General features: G+C 24.4%; 21 protein-coding genes. 7 read left to right on the forward strand and 14 right to left on the reverse strand.

Annotated elements, in window-relative coordinates:
- The first annotated feature begins 479 nt into the window (after positions 1 to 479).
- A complete protein-coding gene (locus IC174_RS19100; RefSeq protein WP_227483685.1) occupies positions 480 to 668 on the forward strand; it encodes a hypothetical protein in 189 nt (62 codons plus the stop codon).
- Here IC174_RS19100 and IC174_RS19105 read toward each other — a convergent pair.
- Genes IC174_RS19105 through IC174_RS19125 form a run of 5 tightly spaced genes read right to left on the reverse strand, consistent with a single transcriptional unit; the run spans position 661 to position 2,333 of the window.
- Positions 661 to 918 (reverse strand): hypothetical protein, encoded by a 258-nt coding sequence (locus IC174_RS19105; RefSeq protein ID WP_227483686.1) that lies wholly within the window; start codon positions 916 to 918, stop codon positions 661 to 663. The genes IC174_RS19100 and IC174_RS19105 overlap by 8 nt on opposite strands.
- Before the next feature lie 12 nt (positions 919 to 930).
- Complete coding sequence (locus tag IC174_RS19110; RefSeq protein WP_227483687.1) at positions 931 to 1,080, reverse strand: hypothetical protein; 150 nt, start codon at positions 1,078 to 1,080, stop codon at positions 931 to 933.
- Between the two features lie 10 nt (positions 1,081 to 1,090).
- Positions 1,091 to 1,891: a conserved phage C-terminal domain-containing protein gene (locus tag IC174_RS19115; protein ID WP_227483688.1), complete on the reverse strand. Its 801-nt coding sequence runs from the start codon at positions 1,889 to 1,891 to the stop codon at positions 1,091 to 1,093.
- Positions 1,892 to 1,920: 29 nt separating this feature from the next.
- On the reverse strand, positions 1,921 to 2,136 hold the full coding sequence (locus tag IC174_RS19120; RefSeq protein ID WP_227483689.1) for a hypothetical protein: 216 nt from the start codon (positions 2,134 to 2,136) through the stop codon (positions 1,921 to 1,923).
- Positions 2,137 to 2,171: 35 nt separating this feature from the next.
- On the reverse strand, positions 2,172 to 2,333 hold the full coding sequence (locus IC174_RS19125) for a hypothetical protein (RefSeq protein ID WP_227483690.1): 162 nt from the start codon (positions 2,331 to 2,333) through the stop codon (positions 2,172 to 2,174).
- A 171-nt stretch (positions 2,334 to 2,504) separates the two neighbouring features.
- Between IC174_RS19125 and IC174_RS19130 the strand changes: the two genes are divergently transcribed.
- Positions 2,505 to 2,873 (forward strand): helix-turn-helix domain-containing protein, encoded by a 369-nt coding sequence (locus IC174_RS19130; RefSeq protein WP_227483691.1) that lies wholly within the window; start codon positions 2,505 to 2,507, stop codon positions 2,871 to 2,873.
- Positions 2,874 to 2,896: 23 nt separating this feature from the next.
- On the opposite strand, the gene IC174_RS19135 is transcribed toward IC174_RS19130, so the two are convergent.
- From IC174_RS19135 to IC174_RS19150, 4 genes are all read right to left on the reverse strand, one after another.
- Complete coding sequence (locus IC174_RS19135) at positions 2,897 to 3,052, reverse strand: hypothetical protein (protein WP_227483692.1); 156 nt, start codon at positions 3,050 to 3,052, stop codon at positions 2,897 to 2,899.
- 872 nt (positions 3,053 to 3,924) lie between these two features.
- The gene (locus tag IC174_RS19140) at positions 3,925 to 4,293 is read right to left on the reverse strand and encodes a hypothetical protein (RefSeq protein WP_227483693.1); all 369 of its coding nucleotides are present in this window, start codon (positions 4,291 to 4,293) and stop codon (positions 3,925 to 3,927) included.
- A gap of 6 nt (positions 4,294 to 4,299) precedes the next feature.
- A complete protein-coding gene (locus IC174_RS19145) occupies positions 4,300 to 4,923 on the reverse strand; it encodes a TetR/AcrR family transcriptional regulator (protein ID WP_227483694.1) in 624 nt (207 codons plus the stop codon).
- A gap of 412 nt (positions 4,924 to 5,335) precedes the next feature.
- Positions 5,336 to 5,731: a hypothetical protein gene (locus IC174_RS19150; RefSeq protein ID WP_227483695.1), complete on the reverse strand. Its 396-nt coding sequence runs from the start codon at positions 5,729 to 5,731 to the stop codon at positions 5,336 to 5,338.
- Positions 5,732 to 5,967: 236 nt separating this feature from the next.
- On the opposite strand from IC174_RS19150, the gene IC174_RS19155 reads away from it, so the two are divergent.
- Both IC174_RS19155 and IC174_RS19160 read left to right on the forward strand, forming a co-directional pair.
- Positions 5,968 to 6,279, forward strand: coding sequence for a DUF6442 family protein (locus IC174_RS19155; protein WP_227483696.1), 312 nt, complete (start codon positions 5,968 to 5,970; stop codon positions 6,277 to 6,279).
- Positions 6,280 to 6,283: 4 nt separating this feature from the next.
- Positions 6,284 to 6,490: a helix-turn-helix transcriptional regulator gene (locus IC174_RS19160; RefSeq protein ID WP_227483697.1), complete on the forward strand. Its 207-nt coding sequence runs from the start codon at positions 6,284 to 6,286 to the stop codon at positions 6,488 to 6,490.
- Positions 6,491 to 7,181: 691 nt separating this feature from the next.
- Here IC174_RS19160 and IC174_RS19165 read toward each other — a convergent pair.
- Positions 7,182 to 7,952 (reverse strand): hypothetical protein, encoded by a 771-nt coding sequence (locus IC174_RS19165; protein ID WP_227483698.1) that lies wholly within the window; start codon positions 7,950 to 7,952, stop codon positions 7,182 to 7,184.
- Between the two features lie 281 nt (positions 7,953 to 8,233).
- Between IC174_RS19165 and IC174_RS19170 the strand changes: the two genes are divergently transcribed.
- Positions 8,234 to 8,626 (forward strand): GIY-YIG nuclease family protein, encoded by a 393-nt coding sequence (locus IC174_RS19170; protein ID WP_227483699.1) that lies wholly within the window; start codon positions 8,234 to 8,236, stop codon positions 8,624 to 8,626.
- A 24-nt stretch (positions 8,627 to 8,650) separates the two neighbouring features.
- A complete protein-coding gene (locus tag IC174_RS19175) occupies positions 8,651 to 9,016 on the forward strand; it encodes a hypothetical protein (RefSeq protein ID WP_227483700.1) in 366 nt (121 codons plus the stop codon).
- Between the two features lie 192 nt (positions 9,017 to 9,208).
- On the opposite strand, the gene IC174_RS19180 is transcribed toward IC174_RS19175, so the two are convergent.
- From IC174_RS19180 to IC174_RS19195, 4 genes are all read right to left on the reverse strand, one after another.
- Positions 9,209 to 10,564: a reverse transcriptase domain-containing protein gene (locus IC174_RS19180; protein WP_227483701.1), complete on the reverse strand. Its 1,356-nt coding sequence runs from the start codon at positions 10,562 to 10,564 to the stop codon at positions 9,209 to 9,211.
- Positions 10,565 to 11,660: 1,096 nt separating this feature from the next.
- On the reverse strand, positions 11,661 to 12,719 hold the full coding sequence (locus tag IC174_RS19185; protein ID WP_227483702.1) for a toxic anion resistance protein: 1,059 nt from the start codon (positions 12,717 to 12,719) through the stop codon (positions 11,661 to 11,663).
- 132 nt (positions 12,720 to 12,851) lie between these two features.
- The gene (locus tag IC174_RS19190; RefSeq protein WP_227437181.1) at positions 12,852 to 13,499 is read right to left on the reverse strand and encodes a hypothetical protein; all 648 of its coding nucleotides are present in this window, start codon (positions 13,497 to 13,499) and stop codon (positions 12,852 to 12,854) included.
- 401 nt (positions 13,500 to 13,900) lie between these two features.
- On the reverse strand, positions 13,901 to 14,548 hold the full coding sequence (locus IC174_RS19195) for a hypothetical protein (protein ID WP_227437179.1): 648 nt from the start codon (positions 14,546 to 14,548) through the stop codon (positions 13,901 to 13,903).
- Between the two features lie 1,052 nt (positions 14,549 to 15,600).
- On the opposite strand from IC174_RS19195, the gene tnpB reads away from it, so the two are divergent.
- A complete protein-coding gene (gene tnpB / locus IC174_RS19200) occupies positions 15,601 to 16,746 on the forward strand; it encodes an IS200/IS605 family element RNA-guided endonuclease TnpB (RefSeq protein WP_227483703.1) in 1,146 nt (381 codons plus the stop codon).
- Positions 16,747 to 16,842 lie beyond the last annotated feature (96 nt).

The following is a 16,842-nucleotide window of genomic DNA, read 5'->3' on the forward strand; positions in this document are numbered from 1 at the left end:
TATATAGCCTTTTTATCCTTACACTACTTTTAAGTTTTTTTGCTAGCATATCTAAACCTGTGCTAATTGTGTCAGGAAATCAATTTATATAAACCTTGCAAATACTATGTTTTTAAACTTTTTTTAGTATTAAAATTCAATACTTTTTCAAAACTCGATTTTCAATATTGAAAAGTAATTTTTTTCAATATTGAATTTGTATATTTTTCAATATTGAATTTTACTCAAATTTATTATTTTATAAAACTTCCTATTTTTTATCCTTCTTTTAAAAATTATTATTTCTATTGCTAACTCTTTATATCTAATTTAATCTTTCTTTTAAATATCATAATTTAATATTGTTTCATTAATTTTAAAATTAAGTTTCTTACTAGAAGTTTAAATTAGAGTCCATTCTACACCATGATAATTTACATGCTATAATTAATTTGAGCATATTGACAGTATGTTTAAATTAATTATAAGGCGGTGATAACATGAGCAAATATCGAGTTATAAACAAAAAATGTCCTGTAATAAACGTAACTATTTCTCTCACTTGCGAATATTCAGCTCCTCCAGGTACTTTTGGATCTAAGTTAATGTCAACTAGATGTGATGGAAGTCATATTTGCGACTCCTCTTCTAGTGAAGAATGTCCTATTCTAAAGAAACTTCTTAGATAGTAGCTTTGGGATTTTCATCTGGAAAACAATACTTAAATGCAGTCACTTTTACACCTGTTATTTTGCTTAATTTAGTAAAGGAATGATACATACAGGTAAAATCGCCCTCACATTCTTGCAAGTAATCGCAAACTTCACATGATGTGGGGGCTTCTCTATTCCCTCTAAACACCATCTCCATAACTTCATTTTGCAAATGTCTTGCTATGCAATGTAATTCTTTTTCGGTAAGTTCTATTTTCTCATTCATTTAATGCACCTCTCATTTTTCAAATTTTGCCTTTTGACTTTTCTTTATAATTTCATCTAACTCTTTATTACTATATTGAGTAAATGTCTGTTCAAAATTAGCAAATTTATTTCTACTCACTTCTTTATCTCTTTTAACCTTCTCATTTCCATTTTTAGCCATCCTAGGCACTTCATTTAAGTAAGGACTCAAACTTGTTGCCAAATAACGTCTCAGGGCGTAAATAAACGCTCATTTTAGCATTTTCTATCCATGTGTTGACTTTATTGTCTATCACTTTGTAGAAATCTTCTTCAACAAACCCTTCTTTGAGTCTCGCATTAATTAAGTCTCTTGTTTTTTTAGTTATACTCTTAAAAGATTTCTCTGCTTTTTCATTCAAGTAATCAATAATCCTTTTATGTATATCTTTATTTTTCTTTTCTTCTTGGTCTGTAGGACTATATATATTAATATCATTAATAGAATAATCATTAATAGAATAATCTTTGTTCCCATTTTTATATTGGATGGGTTCCGATATTTTTATTGGATGGGTAACAGCCTGATCACAATTAGTTATTTCTAATTTAAGTTTGTAAAAAATTTCGGAAAATGAAAAATAACTTCTTACTCCTACTTCTGAATTTCTCAAAGTTTTATTCTTCAATATGCCAGTATATTTTCTTTTCAAGGCCGCTTTTCTAGTTGTCTCTGAATAGTTCTTTATTTTTTCATTGAAATCAAGTGGTTTAGTTCCCAATTCATACAACATAACACTTCCTAGCCTTTCTTTATTAATATTCAAAATCGGAAGATCTTCAAGAAATTTATTATAATTCACCCAATAAAACATATATCCATCCTCATAAAATGACTCCATTTTCCCACTGCAAACAAAATCTTCAAAGTGTCTTAAAATTAAAAGTTCATCATTAGATAAACCAAATTCAATAGCTACTTTTTGGTCAAATCCATGCACATTAAACCTCAAATTTTTCACCTCATTTCGTAAATTACTTTTTAAGATAATAACTTAAGTCTATAGTCATCAAGTATTAGATCCTCTTTAGTCAAGGTTTTATATGATATTTCTTTTGTCCCCTTTTCATAATACATGACTAGTATTTCATTCTTTCCTACTTTTGTAATAATACAATCTATGCTGGTATTAAATCTTGTTTCTTGCAGTTGAATTGCTTTGCTTACATGTTCTTTATTAAAATCTGAAATTTTCAAGTTTGTCACTCCTTTTAAATATTCACTGTTAATTGTTATTTCTGATGTATAACATTCTTATTTCCTTTTTTAAAATTACTCAATGTGTATGTACTAGAAATTATAGTTTCTATACTTCTCCATTTGTTGGGTTCATTTTTTTTTAAATAGTCTATCATCAAAGCTGTTTCTACTTTTTCTTTGTTTGAACAAATCATTTTTCATCCCCCTATACTTACTTTGTCGTCCGACTTATTTTAATTGCAACTACTTTGTCGTTAAAAATCAATATATTTTTTGTTTTTATTATGATTTTGTCGTCATTATTATTATTTTAATGACAAAGTCGTGTTTCTATAGTATAATAATGACAAGGGAGGATTGTAAAAATGGCAGAAGTTTCAAAAGAATTAAAATCTAAAGAAATTGGAAAAAGGTTAAATGAATTAAGAACTCTTGAAAGACTTTCTCAAAAAGTTTTTGGAGAAAGAATTTACTTATCACAAGATCAAATTTCTTTGCTAGAAAAAGGAAAAAGAGTTTTGACAGAAAGAAGTATTAATGACATATGTAGAGAATTTGAAGTAAACGAAGAATGGCTAAGAAATGGAAAGGGTGAAATTTATAAAGATTGTCTAGCTGACTTAGAAATTGATGATGATGTAAAAGAAATAACTAACAAGCTTTATGAATTAGAACAAGAAGATAGAGATGCTATCTTAAAAATGATAGAACTCCTACAAAAGAAAAATAAGTAGCAATAAAAGAGGCTTGAACTTTATCAAACCTCTTTCATTTTTATATAAAATGTTTCTATGCAATCTGTCAAAAAGTCATAATCTTTTTTAGAGATTTCTTTCACTTGATGTATAGATGTAGCAACTCTTTTCTTATTCTTAGTGTAATTCACTTTTGATTCAAATTTTAATTCTTCCATAAAATCGCCCCCTATTTTCAAAATATTCTGATTTATATTCTTGTAATTACCCAACTTCTGAAGAATAACAGACTCTCCTCTTCGATTTTTAAGTTTTTTTAAACTAATATAATCTATATTTTTGATTGTATATGTCATGTCCTAAGATGAGTTTTAAATCTGAAAGTAAAATTGTGATTATTTTAAAAGTGTTTTACGCATGTAGTTTATATGTATTATTTCGATATATATCTTCTTTATACTACAAGTATAGTACCTATTTTTGCAATAATCAACTTCCATTTTTTACCATTTATTTAATTTTATTAAATTTACAAATAAAAAACAGAGTAGTTAAAACTACTCTGTTCGCCACTTAGTTAATATAAAACATAATCTTTTAATCCATAACTTTTCATTTCATCAGAATTTACATACCACTTAGTTAATATAAAACTCCAAAAATAAATTGGGCATTTTAAATACTTTCAGCAAGACTAAATATTAAAAATTGCAGTGAGCCACAAGTAGTGCTTTTTGATATTTTTCAAAAACACATTACAACTCAGTGTTTACAATCATTACAACATTTATTTTCGAAATATCGCACACTGCATATTTATATATTTATTATATCATAGTTTATTTAATAAAAATTTTAGTTTGTTAATTAAACTAAATATAGAGAACCAAAATTATTTAAATTTATATATACATTTTATAAAACTTATTATTTAATTTATTTTATAACTTATATATGCACTTCTTTATTAATTTATATTTCTATTTTTACTTTATATAAAAACAGAGTAGTTTAAAACCACTCTGTTTTCCACTTAGTTAATATAAAACAGTAAATCTTTAAGATTATTATTTAAAAGCGTTACAGCCATTTATTTAACTATAAACAGTGCAAACCTGCCAATAATTGACTTTATGACAATGCATCCAGCAACTACAAAAAGTGCAGTTTTTGGGTCATAGATGATAGGAATATTCCATTTGAATATTTGAGTTACTGTGGTTAGTAATGCTATTGCACCAAAAATATACCCTATAATTGTGAGTGGGTGAGCAGGTGAATTGCTGATAAATTTACCGATTGTTGGCATAATCATGCACATTGCAAATCCGATTGCTCCCAAAGTAATAACAGCTGATCTAGGTCCATTAATAAATAATATTTGCTTACCAGATAGTCCTGCATAAACAATTAAACCAGTTATAAACCACTCCGCTACCAATATTCCAATTCCTTTCATCGTTTATCACTCCTTCAAATAGATTTTATTGAATATCGTAATATGTCTTTCTAAAAAGGATATCGCTTCTTCATATTTTTCAGGCTGATTGTCGTATTTTGATAACAACAAATATAAAGGTGAATAAAACTGCAAGGCCATAACCATTGGGTCAGCATCAATATAAACTCCATCATTTATTAAACTAGTGAACACATTTGATATATAATCTAAACCTTTATCTATTATCAATTCCCTAAAAAACTTACCTGCCTCAGAAGTTCTATACTGTTCTAATGTCAACATTCTACGAAGTTGAGAACCATACTCCGTTTTGAGGTAGAAATTAAACATTGTAATGCTAATACGAAATAATTCCTCTCTTACATCACTTTCTCCTGAGAGAATATTAGTCATGTTCTCAGGGAGGATAGTAGAAACTTCTTCTTGGTAACGACGCTCAATGTCTTTTAGAATTGAATCAAAAATATCTTGCTTTCCACTATAGTGTTTATAAAGAGCACTCTCTCGTATTCCTATTTCTTTTGATATGTCTCGAATACCAACCCCATCATAGCCTCGTTCAGAAAATAATCTTAGTGCAACTGTTAAAATAACTTTCTTTGTATCACGTTTTTCATTTTTTGGCATAATAACCTCCATAAATAAATATAGTGAGCAATCGTTAACTATAATTATAGTTAACGATTGCTCACTTGTCAAGAAGAGCACTAAATTATATTCTCATGTTGTTAGGAATAGGGCTTCACATTTTTAAACTTTGTGAACCAACTGAAATGGATATAGGTTTTGAGAATAGAATAATCAACATATAACACTAACTTTTGAAAGTATAGGGGCTTGATTATCCATATTGAGACACCAAAAACAAAAACCAGCATAAAACAAATCCGTAGGAGTACAATATGATTAGATTAACTTATTAATATTAATAAGTTATTTTTAAGTTTTAATTGTAAAAAAACAGAGTAGTTATAAACTACTCTGCTATCCACTTAGTTAATATAAAACATATTAATATTATTTTTTTAAATACATTAAATCAACAAAATGATTTTAGTCTACTTATTAGATATTCTTCGCTCTCAATGCTTAAAGCTTTCAAATATATACAATAAGAGTTTTCATTCGTAAAAATTTCAATAATATTATCTTGTTTATTAATACCTACTATGTCTTTAAATTTGATATGATTTTTAGTATTTTTGCCTCTAAAAATATACTTGTTATCAATCAAAATATCATTATCAGTAATTGAAATATAAAGTTTATTTTTATATTTGATTAAAAACTTATATGTTTGTTCAAGATAAAAACCTGCGAGTAACAAGAATAGAAAAGTTACTTTTAATGCGCATATTATTGAAAATATTATCACAAGAATACTTGTAATATAAATTTGTTTAAAATAACCCCTATCGTAATAATTTATCAGCATTGAAAATCACTCCTATTATTATCTTATTTACATTTCACTTAGTTAATATAAAGCCCTAAATTAGAATCTGTATTTTCAACCATTCTAACTATTTTTTAATGTTGCACATTACATATTATACATTCATTATAGCATATTTTTGCCAAGTTTTCTTTTCAAAATTATTGACAATAAAACTTGGCATGATATAATAAAGATACCAAGTAAACTTTGCAACTAAATAGGAGGTGCTCTGAATGAATAAAGAGGAAATTCTAAATAAAAGTCGCCAATCAAGGAAAGATGAAGGATTAGAGTATGTTGAAAATAAGGGACGAAAAATAGGCTATATTGCTTTTACATGTGTATTTTGTTTCATTACAATATTTAATATTTTTATTGGTCAGAAAAATGATGCCATGCTCGCGTTATTTTGGACATTTATAGTTGCAGAAAATATTGCAAAATTCCAGTTTACACATGATATAAAAAATTTAATTGTTGCTATTGGTTTCTCTATTTTGACAATTCTTTCATTAATTGATTTTGTTTCAACGTCATTGAGGTAAATATATGAATGATGAATTAGTATTAAAAAATCGCTTAAAAGAAGAACGAAAAGAAAAGAAATTATCGCAAAGTCAATTAGCTGAAATGGTTGGAGTATCAAGAAATACTATAAGCTCAATAGAAACAGGTCAGTTTAATCCAACTGCAAAATTAGCACTTATTTTGTGTATTGCTCTAGATAAAAAGTTTGAAGATTTATTTTATTTTTAATCGCATTGATTTTGGATAAAGGAGATATAATGAACGAAAAAACCAAATGTTTATCTGGTTGGAGAATTTAGAATGAAAGATTTTGAAATTTTGAGACTTGTAAAACAGGAGATTATTTTAATAAAATACTGGGTTTTTATGTATTAGAAGATTGCAAAATAAAAGCAGAGTTAGAAGATTATCCATATTTAATTGATGTTTATAAAGACAATCCAAATGAATTTGATACTAGATCAAATCTAATCAAAGTACATTTTATTTCAGAAAAAATATTTAGTAATGATGAAGAAAAGGTTATTGAGCATGTTGGAATAAGTCTTGTAGAGTTTAAAAATAATGTTAGTACTTTATTTTATACTCATGAAAACAAATAAATTAAAAAACTCTTAACTGTTTATGATGAGAATCCGTTTAAATTGTATAATGAATTATTACAAATTACAGAATTAAAACCAAATGTTTTAAACTTTAAAATCAGTTCACTAAGTAATTTATATCAAGAGTAAAAAATCAAATATTTATTATTTGACTTTTTACTCTTTTGTTTATTAAAAATATCTATTTATTTCTATTTTAAAGGCTTTTGTTTTATAATTTATACTTTCCCCTTATGGTAAATAATAAAATCGTTCCTTATGGCTTGTATCACTTGTAATGATGGTTTAATTATCATTTTAGAGTTTAAGTATATTTATTCGCAAATGCAATATTTAACTGCATCTTTATTTATTAATTTAATATCCCATCCTTTATCACCAATACTTCCAATAAGTGCAATGTAATATATAAAATCTTCATTGATACAATCTCTATTTCCTCCTTGATATAAGCTAGTTCTAAATGTCCAGTCTCCATTTTTATTTTGCCTATAAAGTTCTAATGTATAAAAATTATATAATTTTCCTAAGCTATTTCTTTTTTCATGTTCAACTACTCTCAATTTGACTTTTCCATAAAAAATATACAATTCATCTTTTTCTAAATTTCCAGCCCATACATTTAGACTTTTTCTTCTAAGAGAACGTAATATTGTATTTTCTTTTACTTTTTCTGGTATAAGCATTGGATTATTTTCAGGTTGACTTAATGAGATTTCTTTAGTTCTCTCTTGGTTTGTCATAGGTCTACAGAGCATATTTATAGCAGAATCTAATTTATCTTGAATAGCATTATAACTAATAGATTCAAAATATTCTTTAATTACTTTTTTCTTAGCATATTTATAATTATAAGAACAGTTTTCCTTGTGAATAGCAGTTCCATAACGTCTTAGATGTGCACATCTTATAGAAGTTTCAGGAATAAAAGATAACATCGCTTGATGGCATTCTGGGCAAAACATCTTTTCACGATATTTATCAATTTTTCTTCCATGTAATTTAAAACAAGTTATTACATCATCTACACTATGTATGCTTTCATCCTTTATATAATAAAATTCTTCAAAACTTTTTGTTGACATATCAATACCTCCTTTTAAAAAGATTGTATCAGATGTTTTGAGGAATAGGTATATAGACGTTTTTATTAATAAAATAAAAAGCTTAAATACAGTATACACTTATCTATATTATTTATCTATTTGCCATCTTTATTTTTTGCTAATATAAGTATGACATAAAAATTTTAGAAAAATATATATAATTTAATTTTAAATTATGAACTTTTTGTAATATTGTATTAAAAAGAGGTTGCAAAAAAAGTACATATGTTCTAGCATTAGAAATAAAAAGGAGTTTTATTATGTACTATGTTTATAAATATATTGACCCAGTTACAAAAGAATGTTTATATGTTGGAAAAACAGAATATATGTATGAAAGAAATTCTTCTCATTTGAATAATAAAAAAGAAGATTGGTGTACCAAGGAATTAATATTAAAGTATATTGAACTTCCATCTAAACGTAATATGGATTTTTTTGAAGTTTATTTAATAAATGAATTAAATCCAAGATTTAATAAATTAAGTAAAGGTGATATGGATACTAAACGTATCTTTTTCGATTATGAAGATAAAGATTGGAATATATATTTAGAAGAAGACTTTACAGAAAAAGTAAAGAAAAAAAGAACTGGAAGAAAAAGAAAGATAGAAATGAAGTATGATGTAAGTCAAAAATCTATTAACTTTTAAAAAAAAATAAATGCCAAGAGTGAAATGTTATATGAAAATAATGTTTTAAATGTACTATATAACCTTGAAAATAGGGATATAGAATTTTTTAAGAATGAATCGGATATTAATTTAATTTCATATGATTTTGAGATATTGAAATCTTTTGGAGGTTGTACTTTAATTTCAATGTATCGTAGCTGGACAGAATGTATAGCAACAAATAAAGAAATCCTTATAGATATAGAATTAAAAATTAGGGTTGGTTCTTTGATTAATTTAATGGAGTTAAAACCAATTTTTGAATCTGAAATTATTAAAATTGGTCAACATTTCAATGATATTCTTAAGATAATTGGAATTGATTGTGAGTGGGATAAGCTTTCTGATTATTGTAACATAAACTATTAACTATATATTACAAAATATGTTAGAATTAAACTTGACAAGAGAAAATTATAAATAATGAATTTAAGTATTAAAAGTAAGTAAATTTATCATTTATACTATGACAACCCAAAAATTATCTTTTTAGCACATTGAAAGAGGCTTTTGGGTTATCATATTAATTAGTAACAAATAGTGTAACTTATTACTTTATTTTTATTTCTCATATTTATTTCTATAGTATAAATCAGCTTCTTTTAATCTAATGTTCATTTTTTTCCAATGATTTTTAACTTGTGCTCTTATATTAGTTTTATATTTACTGTTTTCTTTAAAAACATCATGTGCTTTATAAGCATATGTTAAAAAGTTTCCATGCTTATTATTGACACCTCTTATTTTTTTATGTTTAGGATTTGCTCCTAAATGAGAGTATATACCATATAATTTTTTTCTAAAAATTTTTCTATTAAGCACTACACTACATTTACTTGAAACAGTTGCCTTTCTGTACATTCTTTTATAGTACTTAAATAAACTTTTATCTCTTATTTTTACAGAATTTCCGTCAAAGCTAAAACCTAAATAATTTATTAAGTTTTTATTTGTATGCTTTACTCCTATTACTTTCCCTTGATTGTATATAAATTTAGATGTTTTATTATCATTTATAACTACATTTAATTTTGGGATTGATGTTCTCATGGCATCAATTTTTTCTGTATGTTTAATATATTCTTCATCATCGCATATTGGTATAACAATTATAATATCATCACAATATCTGCGATACATTCCTTTATTACTTGTTACATAATTATTTATATTTTTATCAAAATCTATCATATATATATTTGAATATACTGCACTAATTGAAGAACCCTGCGGTATTCCTATGTTCTTTTTACCTTCATAGCTATCTCTATGTTTTTTAAGATATTTTTTTTTAAAAGATTTAAATTCTTTAGATGTTTCAAAAATTTTATCTAATTTATTATATTCTTTATCATTTATACTTTTATATTCTAAAATGTCATTTCTATTAATGTATGTAAAGTTTGTGATATTTTTAAAAATTGCATAGTGTTCTTTTGGTAATTTATCACACTTTAAAACATCGTAAAGTTTTTCTTTTAAATATGAATGGTCTAATCTGTCAAAGAACTTAGAGAAATCAGCTATATATACATATGCTTTCTCTTGTACAGATATAAAATCAATAACCTCTTTTGCAAAGTGAATATTGCTTTTTCCATTAAATATATTTCTATAAGCGATTGAAACACGATTTATTCCATATTCTTTAGCTATTTTATTATAATAAGTATTTAATTCATTGGCATAAAATTGATATATATATCTATCTAAATGTGCTGAATAATAAATTTCTCTTTTTTTAGGTTCACTTTGTTTAAATTTTTTTGGATTTATAATTTCATAATGAATAAATGGATAAAATCCATGACTTGAAACCCAATCTCGATTTGATATTTTAACTTTATAATCTTTTGAATTTTTCCTAGAATCGAAGTGGACATAAGGTTTATATTTAAAAATTTTTCTTTTATTCATATTTTTCCTCTCAAGTTGAGCTTGCTAACTAGATAATTCGTAGCTATTATCAACCTTAAGTTAGCAAGCATTCTTAAAAAATTAGGTTGCCCTGCTACTCTCCTCATGATACTTTCATGTATAATCTTATTATAACATCAGATTGGAGGTTAAAGTTCTTGTACAACATATGGCTTATAACAGCAGTTATACAGACTTATCTTTTGAATAACATCAATTTAAACATTGACATATTGAATACAAATTCCCCTTAAGACTAAATCTTAAGGCATTATCTATTATATCATACTTCTTTAATTTTTAAATAAAATAAACCTTATTAATTATAATAAAACTTTTCATTTTTCAATTGACATATTTATATCAAAAATAAGAATTTGAATAACAAATATTTGAGTACTAAAAATTGACAAAACACTAGAAAGATTTAAATCACTATGTTGTTAAGATTTCTTGAGATTTTAATTTTAAAAATATAAATCTTTGTCCAAATATTAATTTTAAAATTATAGTAGTCAACCTTTTTAAGTTCTATTTTTCTATGTCTTAGAAACGCTACATATAAGTATTATTTAAAACTTAGATTTACTTAGACTAATTTCCTTAAGAAAATTTTAGTTAAAATCAAATATAAATTATTATATAGGAGATGATATTTATGAAAAAAATACATTAAAAATTGTAAATATATGTATGTATATAGTGGCAATTATTCTTTTGATTTTGATTTGGATTAATAGAAATAAAAAATATTTCAATACAACCGATTTTAACGATTTTAGTTAAAGCATATATTGGTTTTACACTTGTAATTGTAGTTATTAACTTGCTAAAATACTTTCAGAAACAAAATAATTAAATTTATTTGTATTAGTTTTTAAATTTAGCTATTTTTCCTATATAAAAAATGTCCTTTCAATCTATTTATTCAGATTATGAGGACATTTTTACCATAGATATTTAATTGATTAGATAAAAATATAAATTTATAAATAACTTATTTTAAAACTTATATAATAACTTTTAAATATATGTTATTTATAAATTATGTTTATCCCAATTTTTTATTCTGCTATTATTTTTATTACTACAAAATTTAATGGGACTTCATTTCTTCTTTTAAATTCTCTAATTTAAAAAAGCCATCTTCAATATTAGTTTTATTTTCAATTTTTATTTTCTTATATTCTTCTATGCCACACATTATTTTTTTATATAGTGAATATAAGTCAGTTTGATTCTCAATTATTTTTAAATTATTCTTAGATGTGCTTACTTTATTCTTCATAAAAAATTTGTTTGTTGATTTCTGCACGCTATTTATTCCTATTGACAAAATTTCCTGTTTTTTTAATAATATTGAGTTTGTTAAGCATTGCTTAAAAATAGGCAGTGTAATTATAAGAGAAGATTTTATTAAATTTATTAACTCGAAATTATAATTTTGAATTTGCTCCATTAATGTTATATTCTGCAAAGATATATTTCGAGTTATCTTTAGATCATAAACTCTTTGTTCTAAGATTTCTTTATTCTCCTTTAAAAATCCCACTTTTTCATAAGACTGTGTTTTTTCTACTTCTAGGGACAATTCTTTGTCTAAATCCTCTAAAATAATTCCACTTGCTGATATATAATTTTCCAAGCTACTACAATATTCAAAGTTTGATTCGTATAACATGTTCATTTTTTTTAATTGATCTCTTAAATCTATTTCATATTTTTTTAATATAAAATAGCTTTTATCAACTTCATCTACTATCACTGTATATTTACTTATTTGTTTATCTAATTTATATTTATTTTTTTTAAATATTTGCTTAAAAAAATTTGATTTCTTAGATTCTTTTAGTTCATCAAAATCAAATTCATTTATTACTTTATCTAATTTATTTAATACTTCATTTATGTCAATTTCATAATAATTTTTCAATGAATATAACAGTCCATCAGATATTTCTGTAACACTCTTTGAAGATGTACTTCCAAATTTAAGTATATTATCTATATTGTTTATATTTATTTCTTCTAATATACTTTTTACTTCTTCACTTTCTCTTAAATCAATTTCATATTTATCATTAAAATTTATTTTATCCTTGCCTTTTATAGATATATAAACATACTCTTCTTTTATTTTTTCTAAACAATCCACTAAAATAACAACCCCTTAATAATCTCTTTAAATGAGAAAAAATCTTCATTACTGATACTATTTTTTATATGTTTGTTTAACATTCTTTGAAACCTTAATACTATTCAAGTTTAAAATATCCACTTATATATATTACAGCTTTGTATATTCTTTTAACATACTATTGTATTTTTTAATATCTTTTAATAATATTTCTTTTTCATCTAAAACCATTTCTCTTTTAGAGCGATTAGCCATATTATCAGTAAATTTTAAAAGATTAATTAAAGATATTTTTATTTCGTTATATATATCAAGTTCTTCTTTTTCAGTTTTAAAATAGTCTTTTATATTGTTGTATTCATTCACAAATGAGTCAAGGATAACTGCATTTTCTACGACTATTCTGTGGTAAGGATTTTTAATGTCAGATAAAATACTTTCTATTGTTTTAAACTCATTCTTATATTGTCTATTAATATCTACTTCTTTATCATAAATAGATTTAATTACATTTAATAAATACTTAGCATGATCCTTTTCAAAATCTCCTCCTAAGTTAAGAAGCACTCCTAAAATAGCAAATGCAGAAGCCAAATACCCTAGAAATGGTATGCAAAATACAAAAAAGTATGTCCATGAACCTACTATATCTAATACATTAATATTATCTTTTAGAAAGTTTGAAGATTTATTTTTGAACTTAAATTTACTTTGTATAAAAGCCAGAAAAAAAACTAAAACAACAAAAAACATTTGATATTTATATACCTTAATTAATGCCTCAAGTAATTCATGCATTACTTTTCCCCTCTCTTTTCAAGTTATTCTTAGATAAAATACTATTATATCTTTTAATATTTTTCAATGATATATCTTTTTTAAAAGTATCAGCCATTCCATTAATATAATTAAATATAGTTTTGAATTCTTAAATAGATTAGTTATTCCATTTTATTGTTTTTTAAGTTCTTTAAACATTATAAACAAACTTTTATTTAAATTATTTTTTAAATTATATATTAATTTTAAAAATAATTTATTTTAAAATTTAAATTACAAAAAACAGAGTAGTTAGAACTACTCTGTTACTCACTTCATAAAATATAATTAAAATTTTGTATTAATATATTCCAATCTTTTATTCTACTGTTATTTTTATTACCTTAAAGTTATTAAATCTTAAGTATTAATTATATATATTATATCTTCATATATTCTTTTAACATATTAGTATATTTCTTAATATCTTTTAATAATATTTCCTTTTCATCTAAAGCCATTTTTTTTTCAGGATTATTAACCATATTATCAGTAAATTTTAGAAAATTAATTAAAGATGTTTTTATTTCATTATACATATCAATCTTTTCTTTTTCAGTTTTAAGATAGTCTTTTATATTGTTGTATTCATTTATAAAAGAATCAAGAACAACTGCATTTTCTACCACTATCTTGTGGTAGGAATTTTTAATATCAGATAAAATATTTTCTATTCTCTTAAATTCTCTCTTGTATTGCTTATTAATATCTTCTTCTTTATCATAAATAGATTTAATTACATCTAACAAATATTTAGCATGTTCTTTTTCAAAATCTCCTCCTAAGTTAAGAAGCATTCCTAAAATAGCTAATGCAAAACCTAAATATCCTATAAATGGGATACAAAATGTAAAAAAACATTCCCATGAATTCATCAAACTTAATACATTATTATTATCTTTTAGAAATCTTAAAGATTTATTTTTAAACTTAAATCTACTTTGTATAAAAAATAAAATATAAACTAAAATAACCAAAATCATTTGATATTTATATATCTTAATGAATCCCCCAAATAATCCATGCATTACTTTTCCCCTCTCTTTTCAAGTTATCCTTAGATAAAATACTATTATATCTTTTAATATTTTTCAATTACATATCCTTTTTTAAAATTATTAATTATTTCATTAATAGACTAATTAAATTAATTAAATATAGCTTTGAATTTTCTAATAGATTATGTATTCCATTTTATTGCCATTTTAAGGTAGTTTGTCCTTATCATAAAGTAAATTATTGTATTTATTATTTAAAAGCGTTACAGACGTTTTAAAACTCTTTAAAAAGCCCTTTTAAATTTATTCAAGAGATGCATCTTTTATCTAAAATATTTTTATAAGTAATAAGAATTTATATATTATTTATATAACTTGATAATTTATAAAAGAAAGGTATTTGTATTTTTTATAAGCAGTACAGAATAGAAAAGTATTCACGTTTTCCCTTTTACTATTCTATTCTATTTTAAAAACATTTTATTTATTTTATATTTTATTATTTTAGGCGATTTGGAAGCATTGAAATTACTTATGTACAGAGGTCGAACGACGAGTGTTTGGGATTTAACGACGAGTGTTTGGGAATTTAACGACGAGTGTTTGGGAATTAACGACGAGTATTTGGGAATTTAACGACGAGTGTTTGGGAATTTAACAACGAGTATTTGGGAGTTTAACGACGAGTGTTTGGGAATTTAACAACGAGCATTTGGGAGTTTTTAATGACGAGTGTTTGGGAATTTATGAATTTAAAATAAAAGTGTAAAAAATAAAATCTTTGTAGATATAAAAAATAAAAAGTCTTATAAAACATTTAAATTTCAATATTTTGGTATATTTAAAGATAAATTTTTAATAATTAATTTCAAATAAATTATTTCAAAAAATGAAGAAACGAGCATTTGGGAAACTAAAAACGAAAAATAATATATTTTTCGTGAAAAATAGGTTAATATATAACTGTAACTAAAAATGTATTATTGTTTTATCCAAGATAGGCGAAATACTCCATCCTCAACGTAAGTAGGGTGGAGATGCGAGCCTGAAATATGCTAACATAAACTAAAGGAGGTTAAGAAATGATACAGATGAAAGCTTTTAAATTTAGAATATATCCAAATCAAACTCAAAAAGAAATGATAGAAAAATCTTTTGGATGTTCAAGATTTGTGTATAATCACATGTTAGCACTTCAAAAAGAAAGATATGAAAAGGAAGGCAAATCACATTCAAAGTATGATTTAATTAAAAAACTTCCATCACTTAAAAAAGAATATGAATGGCTTAAAGAAGTTGATTCAACTAGCTTGCAAGCTACTATTGATGATTTAGATAATGCATATAAGAACTTCTTTAGAGAAATTAAAAAAGGTAATAAACAAGGTTTTCCAAAGTTCAAAAGTAAGAGAAATCTTAAAAGAAGTTTTGAAAGTAAGTGTGTAAATAATAATATAACTATCAAAAGTAATTTAATTAAGTTACCAAAATTGAAATGGATTAGGGCTAAAGTGACTCAAAATATAAATGGTAGAATATTAAATGCTACTGTATCAAAAACATCTACAAGTAAATATTTTGTTAGTATGTGTTGTGAGGTTGACATAAAACCATTAGAGGAATCTAATAAGTATATTGGCATAGATTTGGGATTAAAAGATTTTGCAATATGTTCTAATGGAAGCATATTTAAAAATCCTAAATGGTTAAAAAAAGCTAACTATAGATTGAAACTGGAACAAAGAAGATTATCAAAGATGAAGAAGTTTGGTAATAATTGGAATAAGCAAAGAATTAAAATAGCTAAGATACATGAAAGAATAGCTAATCAAAGAAAAGATTACTTACATCGAATATCAACTAAACTAATTAGAGAAAACCAAATAATTTGTTTAGAAGATTTGAAAGTAAGTAATATGATTAAGAATCATAAATTAGCAGGTGCAATAAGTGAGGCTAGTTGGTATGAATTTAGAAGATTACTTGAGTATAAAGCTATTTGGTATGGAAGATTAATCTCTGTAATAGGAAATACATATCCATCCAGTCAGTTATGTAGTGTATGTGGACATAGAAATAAAGATGCAAAAAACTTATCACTTAGAAAGTGGGTTTGTTCAGACTGTAATACACAGCATGACAGAGATATAAATGCCAGCATAAATATACTAAAAGAAGGATTAAGATTAGTGGGGATGGAACAGCCCTTAGAGCCTATGGATGCTTAGTACAAAAGTACTATCGAATAGGAATCTCCACATTCAAACGTTACCGAAGGTAGTTAAGGTGGAGTAGTTCAATAGAAACTAAAGAAGGAGGCATGT

The sequence above is a fragment of the Clostridioides sp. ES-S-0001-03 genome, assembly GCF_020676075.1.
Lineage (GTDB): Bacteria > Bacillota > Clostridia > Peptostreptococcales > Peptostreptococcaceae > Clostridioides.

Bases quoted from the DNA above. Each gene is read 5' to 3' on its own strand.
- IC174_RS19100 (WP_227483685.1), top strand. From the start codon at position 480: ATGAGCAAATATCGAGTTATAAACAAAAAATGTCCTGTAATAAACGTA.
- IC174_RS19105 (WP_227483686.1), bottom strand. From the start codon at position 918: ATGAATGAGAAAATAGAACTTACCGAAAAAGAATTACATTGCATAGCA.
- IC174_RS19110 (WP_227483687.1), bottom strand. From the start codon at position 1,080: ATGGCTAAAAATGGAAATGAGAAGGTTAAAAGAGATAAAGAAGTGAGT.
- IC174_RS19125 (WP_227483690.1), bottom strand. From the start codon at position 2,333: ATGATTTGTTCAAACAAAGAAAAAGTAGAAACAGCTTTGATGATAGAC.
- IC174_RS19130 (WP_227483691.1), top strand. From the start codon at position 2,505: ATGGCAGAAGTTTCAAAAGAATTAAAATCTAAAGAAATTGGAAAAAGG.
- IC174_RS19135 (WP_227483692.1), bottom strand. From the start codon at position 3,052: ATGGAAGAATTAAAATTTGAATCAAAAGTGAATTACACTAAGAATAAG.
- IC174_RS19140 (WP_227483693.1), bottom strand. From the start codon at position 4,293: ATGAAAGGAATTGGAATATTGGTAGCGGAGTGGTTTATAACTGGTTTA.
- IC174_RS19145 (WP_227483694.1), bottom strand. From the start codon at position 4,923: ATGCCAAAAAATGAAAAACGTGATACAAAGAAAGTTATTTTAACAGTT.
- IC174_RS19150 (WP_227483695.1), bottom strand. From the start codon at position 5,731: ATGCTGATAAATTATTACGATAGGGGTTATTTTAAACAAATTTATATT.
- IC174_RS19155 (WP_227483696.1), top strand. From the start codon at position 5,968: ATGAATAAAGAGGAAATTCTAAATAAAAGTCGCCAATCAAGGAAAGAT.
- IC174_RS19160 (WP_227483697.1), top strand. From the start codon at position 6,284: ATGAATGATGAATTAGTATTAAAAAATCGCTTAAAAGAAGAACGAAAA.
- IC174_RS19165 (WP_227483698.1), bottom strand. From the start codon at position 7,952: ATGTCAACAAAAAGTTTTGAAGAATTTTATTATATAAAGGATGAAAGC.
- IC174_RS19170 (WP_227483699.1), top strand. From the start codon at position 8,234: ATGTACTATGTTTATAAATATATTGACCCAGTTACAAAAGAATGTTTA.
- IC174_RS19175 (WP_227483700.1), top strand. From the start codon at position 8,651: ATGTTATATGAAAATAATGTTTTAAATGTACTATATAACCTTGAAAAT.
- IC174_RS19180 (WP_227483701.1), bottom strand. From the start codon at position 10,564: ATGAATAAAAGAAAAATTTTTAAATATAAACCTTATGTCCACTTCGAT.
- IC174_RS19190 (WP_227437181.1), bottom strand. From the start codon at position 13,499: ATGCATGAATTACTTGAGGCATTAATTAAGGTATATAAATATCAAATG.
- IC174_RS19195 (WP_227437179.1), bottom strand. From the start codon at position 14,548: ATGCATGGATTATTTGGGGGATTCATTAAGATATATAAATATCAAATG.
- tnpB (WP_227483703.1), top strand. From the start codon at position 15,601: ATGATACAGATGAAAGCTTTTAAATTTAGAATATATCCAAATCAAACT.